We start from the raw sequence: 17207 nt of genomic DNA on the forward strand, positions 1-17207 counted from the left end.
TAAAAATAACAGAACAGGCGGTTGATTGATTTGGCGGATGAGAAGGTAAAATGGCACCCGGCCTTTGCGGCAGCAGTGCAGCTGGAACTCAAGGAATACAGAAAATATCTGGAATTTATAACGGAATATCAGCTTACGGATGAGCCCCTCAGGATAGATGTGCTGGTAGTTAAAAAGCTCAGGGAAATTAGGATAGACAAATCTTTGGGTAGGATATTTAAAATTGCTTCAGAATCAGCAGCAGGACAGGGATTTGATGAAAAACTGGCTGGCAGAATACATAGGTAATATAAAGGATCCACTTTATGCGGTGATAATGGATGTACTTGCAAAAGTGAATCCTGATGAAATATTGGAGGTGTATAAAGATATGGGAATGCCGAAAATAAGTGAAAGCAATATGGAATTTTTGATGGATATGATGAAGAAGTTTGAACTTGACAAAAAGCTTGAACAGAAAGGTAAAGAAGAGGGAAAAGAAGAAGAAAGAGAAAAAGGCAGGAAAGAAAAGGCAGAACTGCTTATTGAGCAGTTGAGAAAAAAGTTCAATGGATTGCCAGAGAACTATGAAAATAAAATAGAAAATCTTTCTAATGATAAAATTAAAGCCATTGGTGTGGATATATTTGATATAGAAAAGATAGAGGATTTGGAGAGGTATTTTTAGGAATTCAGTTAATAGTGAAGAGTTGATGTTTGTATGGATATAGCAGCACTGTCAATTGTACTGAACCAGTCAAAGGTTCATTAGGATGCAGGTATAGCAATTATGAAAATGGCCATGTATAGAAATAATCAGGTTGCAGCATAGATGACTGAAATAATGCCGAATATTTCAATAGATCCTAATCTGGGAAACAAGATAGATGTCAGGACATGAATTAAAAATATAGTTTTTTATTCATTGAAATGGCTACTTTATGAGGTTTATTTTATATGAATATGTTAGTGTTTATACTACTATCTCTAACAATTATTTTAAAATTTGGTATGATGTTGAATATCAGGGGGATATATTAGATTCTATGTCTGAAGGTAAAAAGGCATTTGTAATTGTTGGTTTTTCATATTGGGAAGTTGATCAAGAAGAATTTAATTGGTTTGTAGATAATCTTCCAGTGTTTAAGTTATGGAGGTGATTTGTGGAATTCTTCTACAATAGATTCTTATGATTTAATTTATGGTGGAATAGTAGATGAACTTAAAATAGAGATGAAAATAATGATCCTTATAATCCTGCAAGTATACTTGAAACTATTTCTCAATATATTAGCCAATTAAATTTAATAAGTATGATCCTTTAACTACAAATATATATCGTGGAAGGATGCATAAAAAAGATGAGACTTTGTCAGGAGTTGTTGAGTTTGCACCACCTCCTATCAGAAAAAGCAAAGGCTAACTAATAATATGATTGTGATATAATAATAAAAAGGAGGTTTGAGGTTTATGGAATTAAGGAAAAACAATGTTGTGATTATATCGCAAGATGTAATTCCGTTATTAGATGATTTGGCACATGGTGATTCACTTGATGAAAATGTACGTATTTCAATAGCAATAAGTTTGTTTGTGGCTAATAGTGTTTCTTTAGCAAGAGCATCAGAAATTGCAAAACTTTCATTAAATGATTTTATATATACGCTTAAATTAAAAAATATACCCTGGAGTGAATATACCGATGAAGATATGAAGGAGGATGAATTAGCATTAAAAGACTTGATGAAGGAGTACAAAGATGATTAAAGTTATCTGCAATTCTAGTCCTATCATAGGTTTATGCATTATTAAAAAATTAAATTTACTATGGCAACTTTTTGATAAAGTGTATGTAACTGAAGAGGTGTATAGGGAAGTTGTACAAAATAATGAGTTAAGACATTATGGCGAGCAAGAACTCATTAATGCAGTGAGAGATAATAAAATGATAATTTATAAAGTAAAAAATAATGAGTTGGTTGAGGCAATGATGGGAAGATTGCATCGAGGTGAGTTGGAAGTAATACAAGCAGCTAGAGAATTAAATATAAGTAGAGTTATTATTGATGATAGATCTGCGAGGAATAGAGCCAAAGATATGCTGCTTAAGCCAATTTGAATCATAGGTATTTTACAGCTGGCAAAGAAATTGGGCAAAATAAATCAAATTAAGTCATATTTGGATATCCTTATTCAAGAAGATTATAGAATTTCAAAAAGATTATATTTGGAATCTTTAAAGATAGCTGATGAAGAGGACTGTGACAGACCGGCAAAGTAAAGGACTCTGGCTGCTTTATATCCAGCATCTATCCACTTTTTTGCTATAGAGACCCTGTCGGTTACCTGGGGTTTGATTTACTCCTGAGTTCCCTTAGAATCGAAAGTTCAAGTTCTTTATCCGCAACAATCTTTTTTAATCTATCATTTTCAGTACTTATGGATTTCAGCCTGTTTTCAATCTCTTTCAACCTGCTGTCCTTGTTTCTTGGAAGTGGACTTACCGATCCTCTCTTCTTGCTGGCCTTCACCCATCCATAGACAGTATCTCTTGAGATATCATGGCGTCTTGCAACTTATGAAAATTTATATAACTTTATTTAAAATTACTATGTACAATAAATAAAAATCCGTATATAATAAAGTTAGAAAGTAAGAAAATAATAATTTAAGAAGGTGATCATATGATTACTCAATTAAGAGAAAAGTCTCAGATTACAATTCCAAAGGAAGTAATAAAGAAATTGAATTTAAAGACTGGGGATTCTATAGATATTGATATTGAAGATAACAAAATTATTCTGAAACCTGTAGTTGTAGTTCCGAAGGATCAAGCATGGTTTTGGAGTAAAGAGTGGCAGCATGATGAAAAGCAGGCAGATAAAGATATAAAAAATGGAAAAACTAAAAAATTTAATTCTGCACAGGAGTTGTTTGACGATCTTGATAATTGAACGTACTGATAAATTTAAGAGAGAATATAAAAAACTGCCTGATGATGTTAAAGGATCTTTTAAAAAACAATTTTCTAAATTTATCGAACATCCATATGCTGAATTTCATCCATCTTTACGTATAAAGAGGATACAAGGTACTAATGGTATTTTTGAAATGACAATTACTATGAGTATTAGAGTAACGTGGCAGTATATAGATAATGGAATATTACTAAGAAATATAGGTAAACATGATAAAACTTTAGGTAATCCATAAATTTGATTATCTAAAGTTTTATTTAATGGGGTAGAAGGAGCGTCCGTGTCATGTATGAGTATTCCGGCTTTAAATCCATCATCTATCCGGTACATAGAAATCATCATTCCAGTTTTTAAGAAATCATCATTCCGTTATGCAGAAATCAGCGTTTATAAATCTTATAATGAAGTTATACATCTAAAAATGTAAATTCATTATAAGGAGGTCATGATTATGACCAAATATCGGGAAATCTTAAGGCTAACCAGTCTTGGATTCACCCAGCGTAACATCATGCAAAGCTGTGGTGTTGCACAGAAAACTGTTGTCAAAGTCCAGCATCGTGCAAAAGAATTAAATCTTGTATGGCCATTGGAGCAAAATATTACAGACAAGGCTTTGGAAAATCTAATGTTTCCTAAAGCAGGCAAAAACAACAGCAACAAAAGAATGCCAAATCTAGCTTACATCCATAAGGAACTATTCCGCAACGGGGTCAGCAAAAAGCTCCTATGGACAGAATACATGGAGGATTGCCGCCTCAATGGTGAAGAACCACTTATGTATTCAAAATTCTGTTATTACATACAGCAAGACGAGCAGAAACGTCGCGCTGCTATGCATATCAACCGTAAACCCGGTGAACAAGTTGAAGTTGACTGGGCAGGAGATCCAGCGCATATCATTGATCCAGATACCGGTGAAATCATCAATGCCTACATCTTTGTCGGTGTTATGACTTACAGTCAGTATGCCTATGTTGAAGCATTTATCAATGAGAAACAGCAGGCATGGATCAGTGCCCATGTCCACATGTACCAATACTTTGGCGGCGTGGCAAAAATTCTCGTACCAGACAACTGCAAGACGGCTGTGGTATATAATGGCGGATGGCATAATCAGCAGTTGAATACCATTTACCATGAGATGTCTGAACACTATGGTACAGCCATTATACCTGCAAGGGTCCGCCGTCCTAAAGATAAACCAAATGCGGAAGCCTCTGTCAATGGAATATCCACCTGGATTACTGCTGCATTACGCAATGAACAGTTCTTTTCACTGGCCGAATTGAACAAAACTATCCGTGAGAAACTAGAAGCTTTCAATGCAAAGCCTTTCCAGAAGAAAGAGGGCAGACGGAAGAACCCAAACTGAAAACTACACGGAATAAATATGGCATCACAAGGGGTGCCGATTATTACAGGAGGTAACACACTATGACTAATCAGAGCACCATTGACAAATTAATTGAAATGCGCCTGACCGCTATGTCAGATGCATTTTGCAGCCAGCTGAATGACTCTAAGATTAAAGATGTGCCTTTTGAGGATAGATTCGGTATGCTGGTCGATATAGAATTCAGCAGCCGTAAGAACAAACGCCTGAAAAGGTTGATTAATAAGGCTGAATTCGACCAGCCTGAAGCTTATATTGAAGACATTGATTACACTTCAGGCCGTAAGTTGAATAAAGATCTCATCAAAAGAATTGCAACCTGTGAATATATCACTGAACACCGGAATTTATTACCGGCGCAACAGGCTGTGGAAAAACTTATATGAGCTGTGCTTTTGGTATGGAGGCCTGCAAACAATACTATAACACGAAATATGTAAGGCTTCCTGATCTTCTCATTGATCTTGAGATGTCAAGGAACGAAGGCACATATAAGAAAGTTATGGTTAAGTATGCCAACCCTGTGCTCCTCATCATTGATGAGTGGCTTCTGCTGAAACCAAATGAAAATGAACAGAAGGATATCTTTGAACTTCTCCATCGGAGACGGAAGAAGTCATCCACCATTTTCTGTTCCCAGTATCGTTCAGAAGGCTGGTATGAGCAATTGGGCGGTTTTGACAGCCCTCTGTCAGATGCATATAAAATCAATATCGAAAGTATTGACCCATCAAAGGATATATCAATGCGGATTTAGGGAACGTACCTAGATTTGTGTAAATCAAATCCAGGTACGTTCCCCCTTCTTGCACATTGGTCTTTTCAAGAAGGTTTTTCAGTTCTTCAGACCACTGGTGCTGCAGATTGTCCGTCGTTTTCTGAAGATCCCTCAGCAGATGGACATTGCACTCAATATTGCTGAAGCTGTACTCCCTGTTATAATTCACCTTGTTGTGGTCATGCATGACTGTTGTTTCCTCCGGCAGCAGCTTTAATATTCCGTTATCATCAATCCCTTCTTTATTTTTATGTGGATGTGCCTTATAAAGTGCCGTCTTTTCATCGCCATAGAATGTTATTATGAGGAGCCGTATGCGGGAAAGCCGCACGTACGGATTCTGTGGAGGGATTATGTTGTAAGGTGTAAGTCTACTCGACTGAAAATTCGAAAGGATGTCTTATTGCAGGAGAATTATCAAAATTGCCTGATATCGGAAAAGAAATTGAAAGGCAGTTGAGAGAAAAATAAAATTAGTAGTAATAAGATTTGAATTAAAAGAACAAATGTTTGAATAAGATTAACTTTTTGTGAGCATAATGTATGATATAATAAAAATAATAGAACAGGACGGTTGATGGATTTGGCGGATGAAAAGGTAAAATGGCACCCGGCCTTTGCAGCGGCAGTGCAGCTGGAACTCAAGGAATACAGAAAATATCTTGAATTTATAACGGAATATCAGCTTACGGATGAGCCCCTCAGGATAGATGTGCTGGTAATTAAAAAGCTCAGGGAAATTAGGATAGACAAATCTTTGGGCAGGATATTTAAAAAATACAATATACTGGAATACAAATCTCCCACAGACTATATATCAATAGATGACTATTACAAGATCAAGGCATATGCTTATCTCTATAAAGCACTTTCAAGGGAAACAGATAAGATTAATATAAATGAAATGACCATAACTCTGACTTCCAGCAGATATCCCGGGAAATTGCTTGATTATTTGAAAAATGAGATAAAGGCTGATATAGAAAAAGCTGGCAGCGGCATATATTATATAAAAGATACGGACATAGACACTCAAATTTTAGTGTCAAAACAATTGGATGACGGAGAAGCCGGATAATTAAAACTGCTTCAGAATCGGCAGCAGGACAGGAATTTGATGAAAAACTGGCTGACAGAATACATAAGTAATATAAAGGATCCGCTTTATGCAGTTATAATGGATGTACTTGCAAAAGTGGATCCCGATGAAATATTGGAGGTGTATAAAGATATGGGAGTGCCGAAAATAAGTGAAAGCAATATGGAATTTTTGATGGACATGATTAAGAAGTTTGAACTTGACAAAAAGCTTGAACAGAAAGGTAAAGAAGAAGGTAGAGAAGAAGATGCAATAAATTTTCTGAAACTTGGAATAGATGAAGAAATGATAGCCAGAGGAACGGGATTAAGTATTGAAAGAATACTGGAACTGAAGGAAAAATATCAGATTGAGAGTTGATAATGAAGATTTTCTGTGATAGCTGAAAATCTACCAATACTGTTAACTCTTAATTTTCAACTTTCCACTATTTAATGGGAGGTGTATAAAGATATGGGAATGCCGAAAATAAGTGAGAACAACATGGAGTTTTTAATGGACATGATGAAGAAGTTTGAACTTGATAAAAAGCTTGAACAGAAAGGTAAGCAAGAAGGTATAGAACAGTTGATATTAAAACAGTATGGCAAGGGACTTTCAGTAGAATATATAGCAGATATAAATGACATTGATGTTGAGATTATAAGAAAGATCATAGAAAGATCTGATTTATCAAATGATTCTTAGAGAGTGTCCATAGATTTGTGTAAAATAAAATTTATTTGGAAATTACTATAGGATTATAAGCTCCTGTAGTAATTTTTGTTTGCAATAATGCTATTATTATCCATCCCTATGTAAAATAGTACAGGCAATAATTTTACATAAATGGTTCTATTCTATCTTTAAACATTTGTTTAATAAATTTCATTGTGTACAGTTCCGTCAGTATTCTTTGATTTTTCATTTAACTTAATTTCATTTTTTTATAAAGCTTCCTCTCTTTGAGTATTTCGTTTCAATGACCGTGTTAGTTGTCTTATTGAAACGAAATACTCAGAAAATTAATTAAAATACTATTTTTTGAGAAATTATTATAAATAATTGTCTTATTGAAAGGAAAAATAAATAAAATGTAGAAATTATATGTAATACAACAATGATGTATAAATTTTGAATCTACATAAGGAGAACTGATATGGAAAAAATTATATTAAAATGCAGGTTTATCACACCTGCATTTGTATATGGTAATGGTAGTGAACCTGAAATAAGAGCATCTTCTATAAAAGGGCTTATGAGGTTTTGGTGGCGTGCTGCATATAAAGAATTTAAAAATGTTATTGATATGAGAAATAAGGAATCGGAGATATTTGGAGGTAAAATTATAGAAGGAAAAGAGGAATTTTTAAAGAAATCTAAAGTAAAAATTATAGCTGAACTAGGAGATACTTATACAATATTAGGAAATGGAAATTTAAAACAAACCTGTAATCATATGAAGGGATATGAATATCTCTTTTATTCTATACTCTATTTGAATAAAGACAAAAAATATTTTGATGAAGGAACAGAATTCAGTGTGACATTACAATTTCTAGATAAAAATAAGGAATATGTGAAAGAGTATTTAAAGGCATTTAATTTACTTGAGATTTTTGGGGGGATAGGTACTAGAAGCAGAAGGGGAGGAGGGAATTTTGTTGTAGAAGACATAGATAATAAGTCCAGCCTCAGTATGGATAATATTAAAAAATATTTATATACAGAGTGTTTCAAAAACGAAAAACCATTAATAAATTACTGCAAAAATATACTTGAAGTTAAAGAGAGTTCGGAATGTAGAAATTATCCTAATATTATTTCGGAAGGATGTAAAATCTATCTGTGTAATCTCAATATGGAGAATAGTAAAATCAAAAATAATTTTATGGACAATTTGAATTTTATAGGGAGAACATATAAAGAGATAAGAAATAATTATTTAAAATCTGAATCTTCAAGCTCTAAACCTGTAAGAGGAGCATCTCCTTTGATTATTAAGATTTTAAGGGATGGAGCTGATTGTAAGATATTATTGATAAAATTAGCAGGTGTTTTTAATTCAACTGAAAAAAATAAAAAGGCTTATGAAGGAGAGAATGATATTGTAGATCTTTTATTTGAAAAATATGATGAAATGCTAAAGAAAGGTAGAATAAAAATTTGTAGATTGAAATAATTTTGGAGGAATTATGGATGAATGAATTATTGTTATATAAATGTGAAACGCCTCTTCATATGGGATCGGGTACTGAAATGGGATTAGTGGACATGCCAGTTCAAAGGGAAAAACATACTGGATTTCCCAAAATGGAATCTTCAGGTATAAAGGGCATTTTTAGATGTGATTTTGGAAATAAGACGGAAAATAGGGAATATACCAATATATTTTTTGGCCCTGATAAAGATAATAATGATGCTTATACTGGAAGTTTAAAATTTACAGATGCCAAAATTTTATTTTTTCCGGTGAAATCTGCTAAAGGTATTTTTGGATGGATAACTTGTCCATTTGTGCTTGACAGGTTTAACAGAGATCTGGAGATTATGAATATTGATAGTAAAAATAAATTTACAAAAATAGAACTTAAAGATGTAATGCCTTCCGGAAATACAGCTTACATAATTTCAAATGATTCGAACTTGATAATTAGTCGTAATAGTGAAAGATATATCTGGCTGGAGGAGTTTGGATATAAAGTTACAGAATTACCCGAGAATTCTAAACAACCTATATTTAAACTTTTAAAATATATAAAAGATAATTATATTTTCGATAAATTAAAAAAGGATATAGTTGTTGTGAGCAATGAAGTATTTGATTATTTTGTAAATATGAGTACTGAGGTTAATACAAGAATTAGAATAGGATCTGATGGAGTTGTAGATTCAGAAGATGGAGCTTTATTTACAGAAGAATATATTCCTGTTGGATCCATAATGTATGGATTTTTAGATACGCAGATAAGGATATCAGAAGAAAAAGTAAAAGATATAGTCGGAAAAAATTATAGTGGTAAGATTGATAAAATAAGTGAAGTGTTTGAAGAATATTTAAAAAATGTAAAAATTCTTCACTTTGGCGGTAATGAAGCTCTTGGAAAAGGTATTGTTAGTTTATATAAATTGGGATGTGAAGAATAATTATGAATGATAGAGAAAAATCTAAATTTATATTCAAAAATTTTAAAGAAAAATACAGAATAAATGATTTTGATATCCCTGGGATAAAAAAGTTACCTATGATGATTAGAAATAATGGTCTTATTTCGTCTCTTGAATATTTTATTAAAAAATTTAAAAATGTTAAAAATAAGAACAAGAAGTACATGTTGACGCTTAGGTTTGTTTGTGATTATATTTCATATACATGGTTTAATTCAAAGAGTGTTAAGGAAATTGAAATAGTAAATAAAGTCATGGAACTAGACAGCAGCAGCTATATGTTCCTGCAAAAAGATGTATATGATTTTTCAATCCAACTTAGAAATTTAATATCAGTTCTCGAAAAAGGAGAAGATTTAAAATAATGGATTATAGTAAATTGTATTTTGATATAGATAATCTTAAGTTTCATAATTTATATGATGGTAAAAATAAAAAGCATGAAAATATTTCATTAAATATAAGAAATATTAACTGCAATTTATTGATGAACAAATATGTAATATGGCAGGGGGATGAAGCAAAAATTTTATGTCCCAAGTATTGTAACTCTGATAATTATAGAAACCTTATGGAATATATAAGCATTAAAAACAACAAAATTATGAATTATTACAAAGAAAGATATAAATATGAGGTGGCAGAATGTCTAAAAGTGGAGAATTGTTCAAAACTTGTAATTGGACATGGTGAAATATCTGTGAGGGAGACATCTATTAAATTAGATCATATATATGGTATTCCCTTTATACCTGCAACTTCCATAAAGGGTGCTTTTAGAAATTATATAAATAATAAATACAGAATTAATGATGATGACAAAAAATCTGTTGAAAATACAGAACAGATAATAAAAATGTTTGGCAATAATGACAAGAAAGGTGAAATAATATTTCTGGATAGCTATCCTAAAAATTTTGAAATAGATGTGGATGTTATGACACCTCATTACGGAGAATATTATTCTAATTCTAAATTGCCGCGAAATGATTTAGAACCTAATCCTATAGAATTTCCAGTAATAAAAAAAGGATCTGAATTTGAAATTATAATTTTATGCAAGTATAAATGTTTTAATTTAAATGGAAAGGATAATGTAAATATAATAGATGAATTTAAAAGCTTTTTAAAGGAAATGCCTTTGGGAGCCAAGACCTCTGTAGGATATGGACGTATAAAATGTAAATAGGGAGAGGAGAACTTTGCAGAATAAATTAATGCTTGTAACAGTGTCAGGTGTTCAGAATTTTATAGCTAATGCAAGAAAAACTGTTGATTTTTATAATGGGAGCAGTATCATAATTGAATATTTGAGGAAAATATACAGAATTATAAAGGATCATATCAGTTGTATAGAAAAGCTTGAGTTGTTACTGCCTTCTAGATTGGAAGATGAAAGCTATGATATACCAAATTATTTTTTGTTGAATATTATTTCAAGTGAAGAAAATAATGATACTCTTGAAAAAAAAGTAAGAAACAACTTGAAGAATTACATTAATGATTTAAATTCTAGTAATGAAATACTTAAGTTTATTGACTTAAATGTTTATATTATAATTGTAGATTATACCGATAATGATTATAAAAAGGCCTATAAAAATTTATACAGAAAATTGGACAGCTATAAAAATGATAAATTCAAAGATAGATCGTTAATAAATTATAATATTGATAAGGATAAAAAAAGAGATAATTGTACTGTTTGTGAGATTAGAAGGGGAAAGTATATCTCAGAGAATAATCCTTTTGTAAAAAATAAAGCAGATTATGAATTTAAAGGTGAATGTTATAAAAAATGTTATGATGATATACTATGTGAGAGCTGTTTTCAGAAGAGAATAAATAAAACATCAAATGAAAAACAAAGATACAGTTCTGTCGTCAGTATAGCAGATAATAATAGCAGTTATTATGCTTTGATTAAAGCTGATATCGATGATCTTGGAAAGCATTTTTCAGGGAAATACTTGGATGAAAAAAAAGATTTGCTGAATTTCCAGAAAGAAATGTCTGGTGAAATACTGGAATTTGGTAAAAGAATAAAAGATAAAATAAGAAATACTAATTTTAAAAATGAACTTTATATTTATTCCGGTGGAGATGACTTATTGCTTTTTTCTCCTCTTTCCATGCTTTTTAAATTTATTGAATCAATTGATGAAGAATTTAAAGAACTAGCGGATAAAAGAAAATTAAGTTTATCCAAGTCAATTGTTATTTCCCACACTTCCATTCCACTTAAAAAAGTCATCAACTTGTCTAGGATAAGTTTGGAAAAAACCAAAGAAAAATTTAAAAATCATGGTAAATGTGCATTGGCGCTATCACTTATAGATTCCAGCTGTAATGTTAGAATAACTTATTTAAAAGATAAAAAGGAAAATATAAAAGCAATTGATAAATTGGTTTATGGCTTTGAAAATCATATATCACACAGCCTGATATATGATGTGGAAAGACAGATATCGCTTCTTGGAGAAAATATGGATTTTGAAGAATATGTGGTTTTAAAAAATATTATGGATAATATAATCCAAATAGTTGGAAGTAGAAAGATTCCTGACAAGAATAATTGTGAAAAATATGTTTCAAAAATGAAATTACTGTTTTCTGAATTTGTTTACGTAAATTCTACTGATTATTATATGGATATTAACGGGTATTTTAATTTACTTCACATAATAGACAAATATTCTAGAGAAACAGGTTATGTACTGTGTGAAAAGAAGGTGGAAAATTGAAGCAAAAAATATGTTATTTTAAAATAAAGCCTAGTGATACTATGTTCTTTAGAAGTGGATCAATTTTTAAAAAAAGATTTGGCAATTATATAGAAAGCTTAGATATACCGTATCCTTCTGTATTTTATGGTGCTATATTTTCAATGCTTTTAAGACAGAAAAAATTCAAATATATTTTAGAGTATATAAAAAATAAGTCAGGTAATATTCCAAAGGAATTAGAAAAAGTATTTAAAATAGATGGAATATATTTATATGATGAAGGTAAAAAACGGATGTTTATAAAAGCTCCTTTAGATCTTTTTGAAAATAAATTTGGCACGGCTTTGGGAATTTATAAAGATAATCATTTTTATAGTCCTATAAGTGATATAAGCAAATATGAAAGAGCTGACGGAAAATTTATAGGGTTGGATGATTTAATTAATAGTTACTACAAGGGATTTATAAATAAAATTCAATTATATTCAAGAGATTATTTTTTTACTACATATATTAAAACTGGAATTGAAATGGATAGAGGAATTGGGAGTGCTAAAAATAACTTTATGTACAGAGTTAATATGGTAGAGTTTGCTGATAAGAGATTTTCATATATAGTGAAATGTAGAATTGATCCTGAAAATATTCCTTTTGAAAATGATATTTTAAAACTTGGAGGCGAATCAAAAATAGCATCTCTTGTATTTACAGATAAATCTATAAATATCTTAGATGATTTAGAAAAATATTTTAATAGAATAACTATTTTTAACAATAAAATAAAAGTTATTCTGACAAGTCCAATGATAATTGATGGACAAGATAATAAGGAGAAAAAAGATAAAATACTGATTAAAATTACGGGAAGACCAAATTATATTGGTGGGTTTGATATGGCTTTAGGGGAGCAGAAAACTATAAATAAAGCTATTCCAGCAGGGAGTGTTTTAATACTGGAAAATGATTGTTTTAAAGGTAAAAAGATTGGTGAAATATATAATAAATTTATACTAGATGCTAAAGAAAAATTTAAGGGATTTGGGAATGTAATTATAATGCCTTTTGAAAGGGGAAATAAATTATGAAATTAAGAGATATTTGGGAAGATATAGATATATATGCCATATGTTCAACTTTAAATCAGATTGTAAATTATATTCCAATTAAGGTTGTAAGATCACAAAATTATAATAAACCTATTAAAATACTCAATATTACTGTGAAAAGTGAATCAGAAAAGGATAGCGTCTTTAAACGGTTTGACAATAAAGAGTGGGATAAAAATTTATTTGATGTTCTTAAAAAAAGAGAATCTAATATAATCTATTCTGATGAAGATGAAAGAAATGTTATTGAAATTGAGAGAAAAGAGGTTAAATACATAAAAGATGAGCTTTGTAAAAAAATAATCAGTAAAAATAAAGATGATGGCTTGAAATTTTTGGATAATATATGTAATTATATGAACGGGGTATCTTCGGAAAATAAAATACTTTGGAATATCACGGGAGGCCAGAGAAGTACAGTATTTGCCATACAGGAATTTATAAAGAAAAATCAGAGGAAAAATGATTATTTATTGTATTTGGAAGGAAATTCAAATAAGATAGTTTATGGAAAACTGAACAATTCAGGATTTCAATATGAAATATTGGATGAAAAATACAGTATAGATAATTTACATATAAGAGATGTATTTCAATTGGCTGGATTTAAAATAACAAACAGAAAAAATGAACTAATTAATTTTCTTGATGATTGTAATAAAAATATTGATACTAAAGAGTGCAAACAATTAAAATTATGTGAGAAAATTTATAAACATTATAGGAATGAAAATGATATGGAGCTTGGAGAATTTTTTAGAGAAAGGCTTTTAGAATTAAATAAACATAAAGATAAAAATGGCAACATGATATGTAATGAGGAAAAAGTTGAAAAGTTTTGGAACGAGCTTAAGAAAAAAGATTTTAAAAATGAATTTGATAATGAGGATAAGAATATATTATTAAATATGAGAAATGATAATCAAAATAAATTCGGATATATATTGGAGTATATGTCAATATCATCTATAGTGAATACTATAATACAAATTCCTGAAATGAAAAATTATTTTATAGGAGTTTATCATAGTATTAATTTAAATAGAATAGATAAAAAGTTTAAGGAAAAGGATACTACTCAATTATGTGAATTTGATATAGTATTATTATCAAAAAGTGGACAGGTTGTATTGTTTGAGTGCAAATCAGGAGTAATGTCAAGTGATGTTGCAAAAGCAAGACAGTATACAGCTTATGCAGCAGGTGGTGTATATGGGAAACCTGTTTTGATAACGCCGATTCTGCAATATGATAGAAAACTTATAAATAAAATTTTCAAAAATAAAAGTAGTTTAGATAAAGCCGATAGAGAAAAAATTGGAAAATATAATTCAACAGTTATATATGCATTGAGGGCAGCTGCAAGGGCTAACCTGGAAGTTTGGGGTATAGATGAGATAGGTGAGAAATTAAAAGAATTATATGAAGAGGCTCTATAAAAGTGAGGGATTTAAATGAATAAGTCAAAAATGTTTTTTTTAAAAACAATAGCACCAATGCATGTTGGAGCAAGTGAAGGTTTGGGAATGGTGGATATGCCCGTACAAAGAGAGTCTTCTACAAATATACCTAAAGTTGAAAGCTCCACTTTTAAAGGAGATTTGAGAGAAGCTTGTAGAAAATTATTTAATGAAAAGGATATTCCATTGTTGTTTGGAAAAGAGGGAAAAAGTGGGAAATTGGCATTTACTGATTTAAAATTATTATTTTTTCCAGTGAAATCATCTGTGAACATATATTTACTAATATCCTGTCCTTATATATTAGAAAGATTTTTTGAAGAGAGTATTTTATATAATACAGATTATGATATAAATGAAGAAAAATCGGGAGAGCTAATAGATGAATGTAAATATGTTAAAGATGATATGGTGCTGATACCATTTGATATTGATAAAAATATTCCTAAATATATTTATTTGAATGATTATTTATTTAAAACAAGAAAAATAAAATTTGAAGACATGTTTTGTGGTATGCAGGATTTCAATACTGTTTTGAATAGAATTGTAGTTGTATCTAATAAAAATTTTATTGATTTTGTTACTTATTATACAGAAATTGTTATGAGAAATGAAATAAATAATGATGTAAAAGCTTCAAAAAATAAAAGTCTGTTTACTCAAGAATATATCCCTTCTGAAACTATATTTTATGGAATAATTAGTAAATTCAATGATATTTTCGATAAAGAAAATAAAGACCAAGTTTTTAATAAGTTTATGCAAAAGCTTTCTAATGGACAATTGAAAATTCTACAAATTGGTGGAAATGCTACATTGGGAAAAGGATTAGCTGAGATAATTAGTTTGGGGATGAATTTTGATGGATAATAAAAGTAGAATAATAGATTTAAACAGGAAAAGGGCAATAACTTCCTATATAAATTTAAAAAGATTCTTAAAAGATTGTAATATAAATGATAATAACAAGAAAAGAATGAGGAGTTGCTGTAGAAAATTACCTTTGCTGATAAAAAACAATGGACTGTTAAATACATTAAATTTTATAAAAGAAAAAGATAATGGAAAAAATGAATTTTCATATTTGTATTCATGGATTGAAGATTGGTTGAATAGGATAGAAGATGATCATGGAGGAGATATAATAAAAAAATTAGTAACTTTGGATAATAGTGGATACTATATTTATACTAAGGAAGCAATTCAAATATCCATTTGGTATAAAAGACATGCAGAATCGATGATAGCAGAAGCGATGTAAAGGTAAAAATAATTAAAGTCTGAAAGTATTAAAGTAGGGTTTCCCCATTAAATCGGCTTATTATACAAGAGGTGTGAAGAGTTTTCAGAATGTTGTCAAATGGTTGCTTTTTAAGTGGCTCAATAGAAGAAGTCAGAGAAGAAGTTACACATTTGATACATTCTTGTTATTTTTTACAATAAATCAGCAGGGAAAATTCAGAATAAAGCAGATAAAAGTCCGGAATAATTTGCAGGATTATCAGGTTATTTGAACATAATGAAAAATAAATTTCACAATATTTAGGCTGAAGTTTTGCAAATAATAAAAGGATTTTGTGAATCCATTCTGAAATTGAAGAGAAGGCAGATATCATTTAGGAAATGACTTGAAACCATATGCATTTCATCAAGAATGAAAACAGGAGTGATTTTTTGATTGCAGTAAAAATTGAGAATTGCCTGCTGCAGTTGGGCAAAGAGATCAGCCTTGCGAAATCGGGGCTCTTTACCAAGACCATAGGCTATGCCCTGTAGAAATCACTAACAGAGACAGTTGAAAGGGGAAAATATATAAATTTATAAAGAGGCTGGTTTAAGGATGCAGTAAACTTTCTTAAGAGGGTAGTTTTGCCGCATCCGGGTTCACTGGTAACCGTACCAATACCTCTTGAACTTTTAAGATATTCAAGCCTTGCAAAACCCTCTTTAAAGTTTGAGGACATAAAGATATCATCAGCAGATAACTTTTTTGAGAAAGGTTCCTTTGAAAAAGAACAAATAGCAAAAATAAGACCACTCTGAATGAGGTGTATAAAGATATGGGAATGCCGAAAATAAGTGAAAGTAATATGGAATTTTTGCTGGATATGATGAAAAAATTCGAACTTGACAAAAAGCTTGAACAGAAAGGAAAAGAAGAAGGTAGAGAAGAGGGAAGGAAAGAAAAAGCAGAGTTGCTTATTGAGCAGTTGAGAAAAAAGTTCAATGGATTGCCAGAGAATTATGAAGATAAAATAGAAAATTTTTCTAATGATAAAATTAAAGCCATTGGTGTGGATATATTTGATATAGAAAAGATAGAGGACTTGGAGAGATATTTTTAGAAATTCAGTTAAGAGTTAATAGTAGATGAACATTTTCGGTGGACACCGAAAATCCACCAGAAGATATGTTGTCCATGACATTTCTGCCACTTATGAGTGGCAGCGGAAAAGGTATTTTTGGAAATTAAATTTAAAGAGGGTTGATTCCGAAATTTTATTATTAAAAATACTAACAATGAAATCTGATTCC

22 protein-coding genes and 4 pseudogenes are annotated in these 17207 nt (G+C 30.4%); 23 read left to right on the forward strand and 3 right to left on the reverse strand.

Features of this window, described 5'->3' with window-relative positions:
- The first annotated feature begins 30 nt into the window (after nucleotides 1-30).
- The 5 genes from LN736_RS03365 (at nucleotide 31) to LN736_RS19175 (ending at nucleotide 2260) form a co-directional block, all read left to right on the forward strand.
- On the forward strand, nucleotides 31-288 hold the full coding sequence (locus LN736_RS03365; RefSeq protein ID WP_150356261.1) for a hypothetical protein: 258 nt from the start codon (nucleotides 31-33) through the stop codon (nucleotides 286-288).
- Nucleotides 257-667, forward strand: coding sequence for a DUF4351 domain-containing protein (locus LN736_RS03370; protein ID WP_229980852.1), 411 nt, complete (start codon nucleotides 257-259; stop codon nucleotides 665-667). The genes LN736_RS03365 and LN736_RS03370 overlap by 32 nt, the downstream gene beginning before the upstream one ends.
- A gap of 782 nt (nucleotides 668-1449) precedes the next feature.
- Nucleotides 1450-1746: a UPF0175 family protein gene (locus LN736_RS03375; RefSeq protein WP_150356263.1), complete on the forward strand. Its 297-nt coding sequence runs from the start codon at nucleotides 1450-1452 to the stop codon at nucleotides 1744-1746.
- On the forward strand, nucleotides 1739-2098 hold the full coding sequence (locus LN736_RS03380) for a DUF3368 domain-containing protein (RefSeq protein WP_207707994.1): 360 nt from the start codon (nucleotides 1739-1741) through the stop codon (nucleotides 2096-2098). Before LN736_RS03375 ends, LN736_RS03380 begins: the two co-directional genes overlap by 8 nt.
- Before the next feature lie 9 nt (nucleotides 2099-2107).
- Nucleotides 2108-2260, forward strand: coding sequence for a DUF3368 domain-containing protein (locus LN736_RS19175; RefSeq protein ID WP_407647105.1), 153 nt, complete (start codon nucleotides 2108-2110; stop codon nucleotides 2258-2260).
- Here the strand turns inward: LN736_RS19175 and LN736_RS03385 are convergent.
- Nucleotides 2233-2555 (reverse strand): annotated as a pseudogene (locus LN736_RS03385) (transposase); the annotation flags it as partial. The gene LN736_RS19175 and the pseudogene LN736_RS03385 overlap by 28 nt on opposite strands.
- A gap of 108 nt (nucleotides 2556-2663) precedes the next feature.
- Between LN736_RS03385 and LN736_RS03390 the strand changes: the two are divergent.
- From LN736_RS03390 to LN736_RS03405, 4 genes and pseudogenes are all read left to right on the forward strand, one after another.
- Nucleotides 2664-2933 carry an AbrB/MazE/SpoVT family DNA-binding domain-containing protein gene (locus tag LN736_RS03390; RefSeq protein ID WP_150356265.1) on the forward strand — a complete coding sequence of 90 codons (270 nt, stop codon included), beginning with the start codon at nucleotides 2664-2666 and terminating at the stop codon, nucleotides 2931-2933.
- Nucleotides 2923-3192, forward strand: a complete 270-nt coding sequence (locus LN736_RS03395) for a hypothetical protein (RefSeq protein ID WP_190972171.1) — start codon at nucleotides 2923-2925, stop codon at nucleotides 3190-3192. Before LN736_RS03390 ends, LN736_RS03395 begins: the two co-directional genes overlap by 11 nt.
- A gap of 216 nt (nucleotides 3193-3408) precedes the next feature.
- A pseudogene (gene istA, locus LN736_RS03400) lies at nucleotides 3409-4317 on the forward strand (IS21 family transposase); the annotation flags it as partial.
- 77 nt (nucleotides 4318-4394) lie between these two features.
- Nucleotides 4395-5110: pseudogene (locus LN736_RS03405) on the forward strand (ATP-binding protein).
- Here LN736_RS03405 and LN736_RS03410 read toward each other — a convergent pair.
- Nucleotides 5061-5462, reverse strand: coding sequence for a transposase (locus LN736_RS03410; protein WP_190972167.1), 402 nt, complete (start codon nucleotides 5460-5462; stop codon nucleotides 5061-5063). The pseudogene LN736_RS03405 and the gene LN736_RS03410 sit on opposite strands and share 50 nt — an antisense overlap.
- Nucleotides 5463-5708: 246 nt before the next feature.
- Between LN736_RS03410 and LN736_RS03415 the strand changes: the two genes are divergently transcribed.
- The 12 genes from LN736_RS03415 (at nucleotide 5709) to cmr5 (ending at nucleotide 15933) form a co-directional block, all read left to right on the forward strand.
- The gene (locus tag LN736_RS03415; RefSeq protein ID WP_150356267.1) at nucleotides 5709-6209 is read left to right on the forward strand and encodes a hypothetical protein; all 501 of its coding nucleotides are present in this window, start codon (nucleotides 5709-5711) and stop codon (nucleotides 6207-6209) included.
- A 39-nt stretch (nucleotides 6210-6248) separates the two neighbouring features.
- A complete protein-coding gene (locus LN736_RS03420; protein WP_150356268.1) occupies nucleotides 6249-6590 on the forward strand; it encodes a hypothetical protein in 342 nt (113 codons plus the stop codon).
- A gap of 93 nt (nucleotides 6591-6683) precedes the next feature.
- Nucleotides 6684-6917 (forward strand): hypothetical protein, encoded by a 234-nt coding sequence (locus LN736_RS03425; protein ID WP_150356269.1) that lies wholly within the window; start codon nucleotides 6684-6686, stop codon nucleotides 6915-6917.
- A 451-nt stretch (nucleotides 6918-7368) separates the two neighbouring features.
- Complete coding sequence (gene cmr1 / locus LN736_RS03430) at nucleotides 7369-8391, forward strand: type III-B CRISPR module RAMP protein Cmr1 (RefSeq protein ID WP_150356270.1); 1023 nt, start codon at nucleotides 7369-7371, stop codon at nucleotides 8389-8391.
- A gap of 17 nt (nucleotides 8392-8408) precedes the next feature.
- A complete protein-coding gene (gene cmr4 / locus LN736_RS03435) occupies nucleotides 8409-9356 on the forward strand; it encodes a type III-B CRISPR module RAMP protein Cmr4 (RefSeq protein ID WP_150356271.1) in 948 nt (315 codons plus the stop codon).
- Between the two features lie 2 nt (nucleotides 9357-9358).
- Nucleotides 9359-9742: a type III-B CRISPR module-associated protein Cmr5 gene (locus tag LN736_RS03440; protein ID WP_150356272.1), complete on the forward strand. Its 384-nt coding sequence runs from the start codon at nucleotides 9359-9361 to the stop codon at nucleotides 9740-9742.
- Nucleotides 9742-10566, forward strand: a complete 825-nt coding sequence (cmr6, locus tag LN736_RS03445; protein ID WP_150356273.1) for a type III-B CRISPR module RAMP protein Cmr6 — start codon at nucleotides 9742-9744, stop codon at nucleotides 10564-10566. The genes LN736_RS03440 and cmr6 overlap by 1 nt, the downstream gene beginning before the upstream one ends.
- Nucleotides 10567-10579: 13 nt before the next feature.
- A complete protein-coding gene (locus LN736_RS03450) occupies nucleotides 10580-12121 on the forward strand; it encodes a Cas10/Cmr2 second palm domain-containing protein (protein WP_229980854.1) in 1542 nt (513 codons plus the stop codon).
- Nucleotides 12118-13188, forward strand: a complete 1071-nt coding sequence (locus tag LN736_RS03455) for a type III-B CRISPR module-associated Cmr3 family protein (RefSeq protein ID WP_229980856.1) — start codon at nucleotides 12118-12120, stop codon at nucleotides 13186-13188. The genes LN736_RS03450 and LN736_RS03455 overlap by 4 nt, the downstream gene beginning before the upstream one ends.
- Nucleotides 13185-14648, forward strand: a complete 1464-nt coding sequence (locus LN736_RS03460; protein WP_229980858.1) for a hypothetical protein — start codon at nucleotides 13185-13187, stop codon at nucleotides 14646-14648. Before LN736_RS03455 ends, LN736_RS03460 begins: the two co-directional genes overlap by 4 nt.
- A gap of 15 nt (nucleotides 14649-14663) precedes the next feature.
- Nucleotides 14664-15542 carry a type III-B CRISPR module RAMP protein Cmr4 gene (gene cmr4 / locus LN736_RS03465; protein WP_229980860.1) on the forward strand — a complete coding sequence of 293 codons (879 nt, stop codon included), beginning with the start codon at nucleotides 14664-14666 and terminating at the stop codon, nucleotides 15540-15542.
- Nucleotides 15535-15933, forward strand: coding sequence for a type III-B CRISPR module-associated protein Cmr5 (gene cmr5, locus LN736_RS03470; RefSeq protein WP_150356278.1), 399 nt, complete (start codon nucleotides 15535-15537; stop codon nucleotides 15931-15933). The genes cmr4 (LN736_RS03465) and cmr5 overlap by 8 nt, the downstream gene beginning before the upstream one ends.
- A 281-nt stretch (nucleotides 15934-16214) precedes the next feature.
- Here cmr5 and LN736_RS19180 read toward each other — a convergent pair.
- Nucleotides 16215-16576, reverse strand: a pseudogene (locus LN736_RS19180) (AAA family ATPase).
- Here LN736_RS19180 and LN736_RS03480 point away from each other — a divergent pair.
- On the forward strand, nucleotides 16542-16715 hold the full coding sequence (locus LN736_RS03480) for a hypothetical protein (protein WP_229980862.1): 174 nt from the start codon (nucleotides 16542-16544) through the stop codon (nucleotides 16713-16715). The pseudogene LN736_RS19180 and the gene LN736_RS03480 overlap by 35 nt on opposite strands.
- 17 nt (nucleotides 16716-16732) lie before the next feature.
- Nucleotides 16733-17017, forward strand: coding sequence for a DUF4351 domain-containing protein (locus tag LN736_RS03485; protein ID WP_229980864.1), 285 nt, complete (start codon nucleotides 16733-16735; stop codon nucleotides 17015-17017).
- Nucleotides 17018-17207: the final 190 nt, after the last annotated feature.

It is taken from the genome of Clostridium aromativorans (assembly GCF_020908015.1).
GTDB classification, from domain to species: domain Bacteria; phylum Bacillota; class Clostridia; order Clostridiales; family Clostridiaceae; genus Clostridium_B; species Clostridium_B aromativorans.

Excerpts from the sequence above, each read along its gene's own strand:
- LN736_RS03425 (WP_150356269.1), top strand. The coding sequence starts at position 6,684 with ATGGGAATGCCGAAAATAAGTGAGAACAACATGGAGTTTTTAATGGAC.
- LN736_RS03415 (WP_150356267.1), top strand. The coding sequence starts at position 5,709 with ATGGATTTGGCGGATGAAAAGGTAAAATGGCACCCGGCCTTTGCAGCG.
- LN736_RS03440 (WP_150356272.1), top strand. The coding sequence starts at position 9,359 with ATGAATGATAGAGAAAAATCTAAATTTATATTCAAAAATTTTAAAGAA.
- cmr4 (WP_150356271.1), top strand. The coding sequence starts at position 8,409 with ATGAATGAATTATTGTTATATAAATGTGAAACGCCTCTTCATATGGGA.
- LN736_RS03390 (WP_150356265.1), top strand. The coding sequence starts at position 2,664 with ATGATTACTCAATTAAGAGAAAAGTCTCAGATTACAATTCCAAAGGAA.
- LN736_RS03460 (WP_229980858.1), top strand. The coding sequence starts at position 13,185 with ATGAAATTAAGAGATATTTGGGAAGATATAGATATATATGCCATATGT.
- LN736_RS03370 (WP_229980852.1), top strand. The coding sequence starts at position 257 with ATGAAAAACTGGCTGGCAGAATACATAGGTAATATAAAGGATCCACTT.
- LN736_RS03375 (WP_150356263.1), top strand. The coding sequence starts at position 1,450 with ATGGAATTAAGGAAAAACAATGTTGTGATTATATCGCAAGATGTAATT.
- LN736_RS03380 (WP_207707994.1), top strand. The coding sequence starts at position 1,739 with ATGATTAAAGTTATCTGCAATTCTAGTCCTATCATAGGTTTATGCATT.
- LN736_RS03420 (WP_150356268.1), top strand. The coding sequence starts at position 6,249 with ATGAAAAACTGGCTGACAGAATACATAAGTAATATAAAGGATCCGCTT.
- cmr5 (WP_150356278.1), top strand. The coding sequence starts at position 15,535 with ATGGATAATAAAAGTAGAATAATAGATTTAAACAGGAAAAGGGCAATA.
- LN736_RS03485 (WP_229980864.1), top strand. The coding sequence starts at position 16,733 with ATGGGAATGCCGAAAATAAGTGAAAGTAATATGGAATTTTTGCTGGAT.
- cmr1 (WP_150356270.1), top strand. The coding sequence starts at position 7,369 with ATGGAAAAAATTATATTAAAATGCAGGTTTATCACACCTGCATTTGTA.
- cmr4 (WP_229980860.1), top strand. The coding sequence starts at position 14,664 with ATGAATAAGTCAAAAATGTTTTTTTTAAAAACAATAGCACCAATGCAT.
- cmr6 (WP_150356273.1), top strand. The coding sequence starts at position 9,742 with ATGGATTATAGTAAATTGTATTTTGATATAGATAATCTTAAGTTTCAT.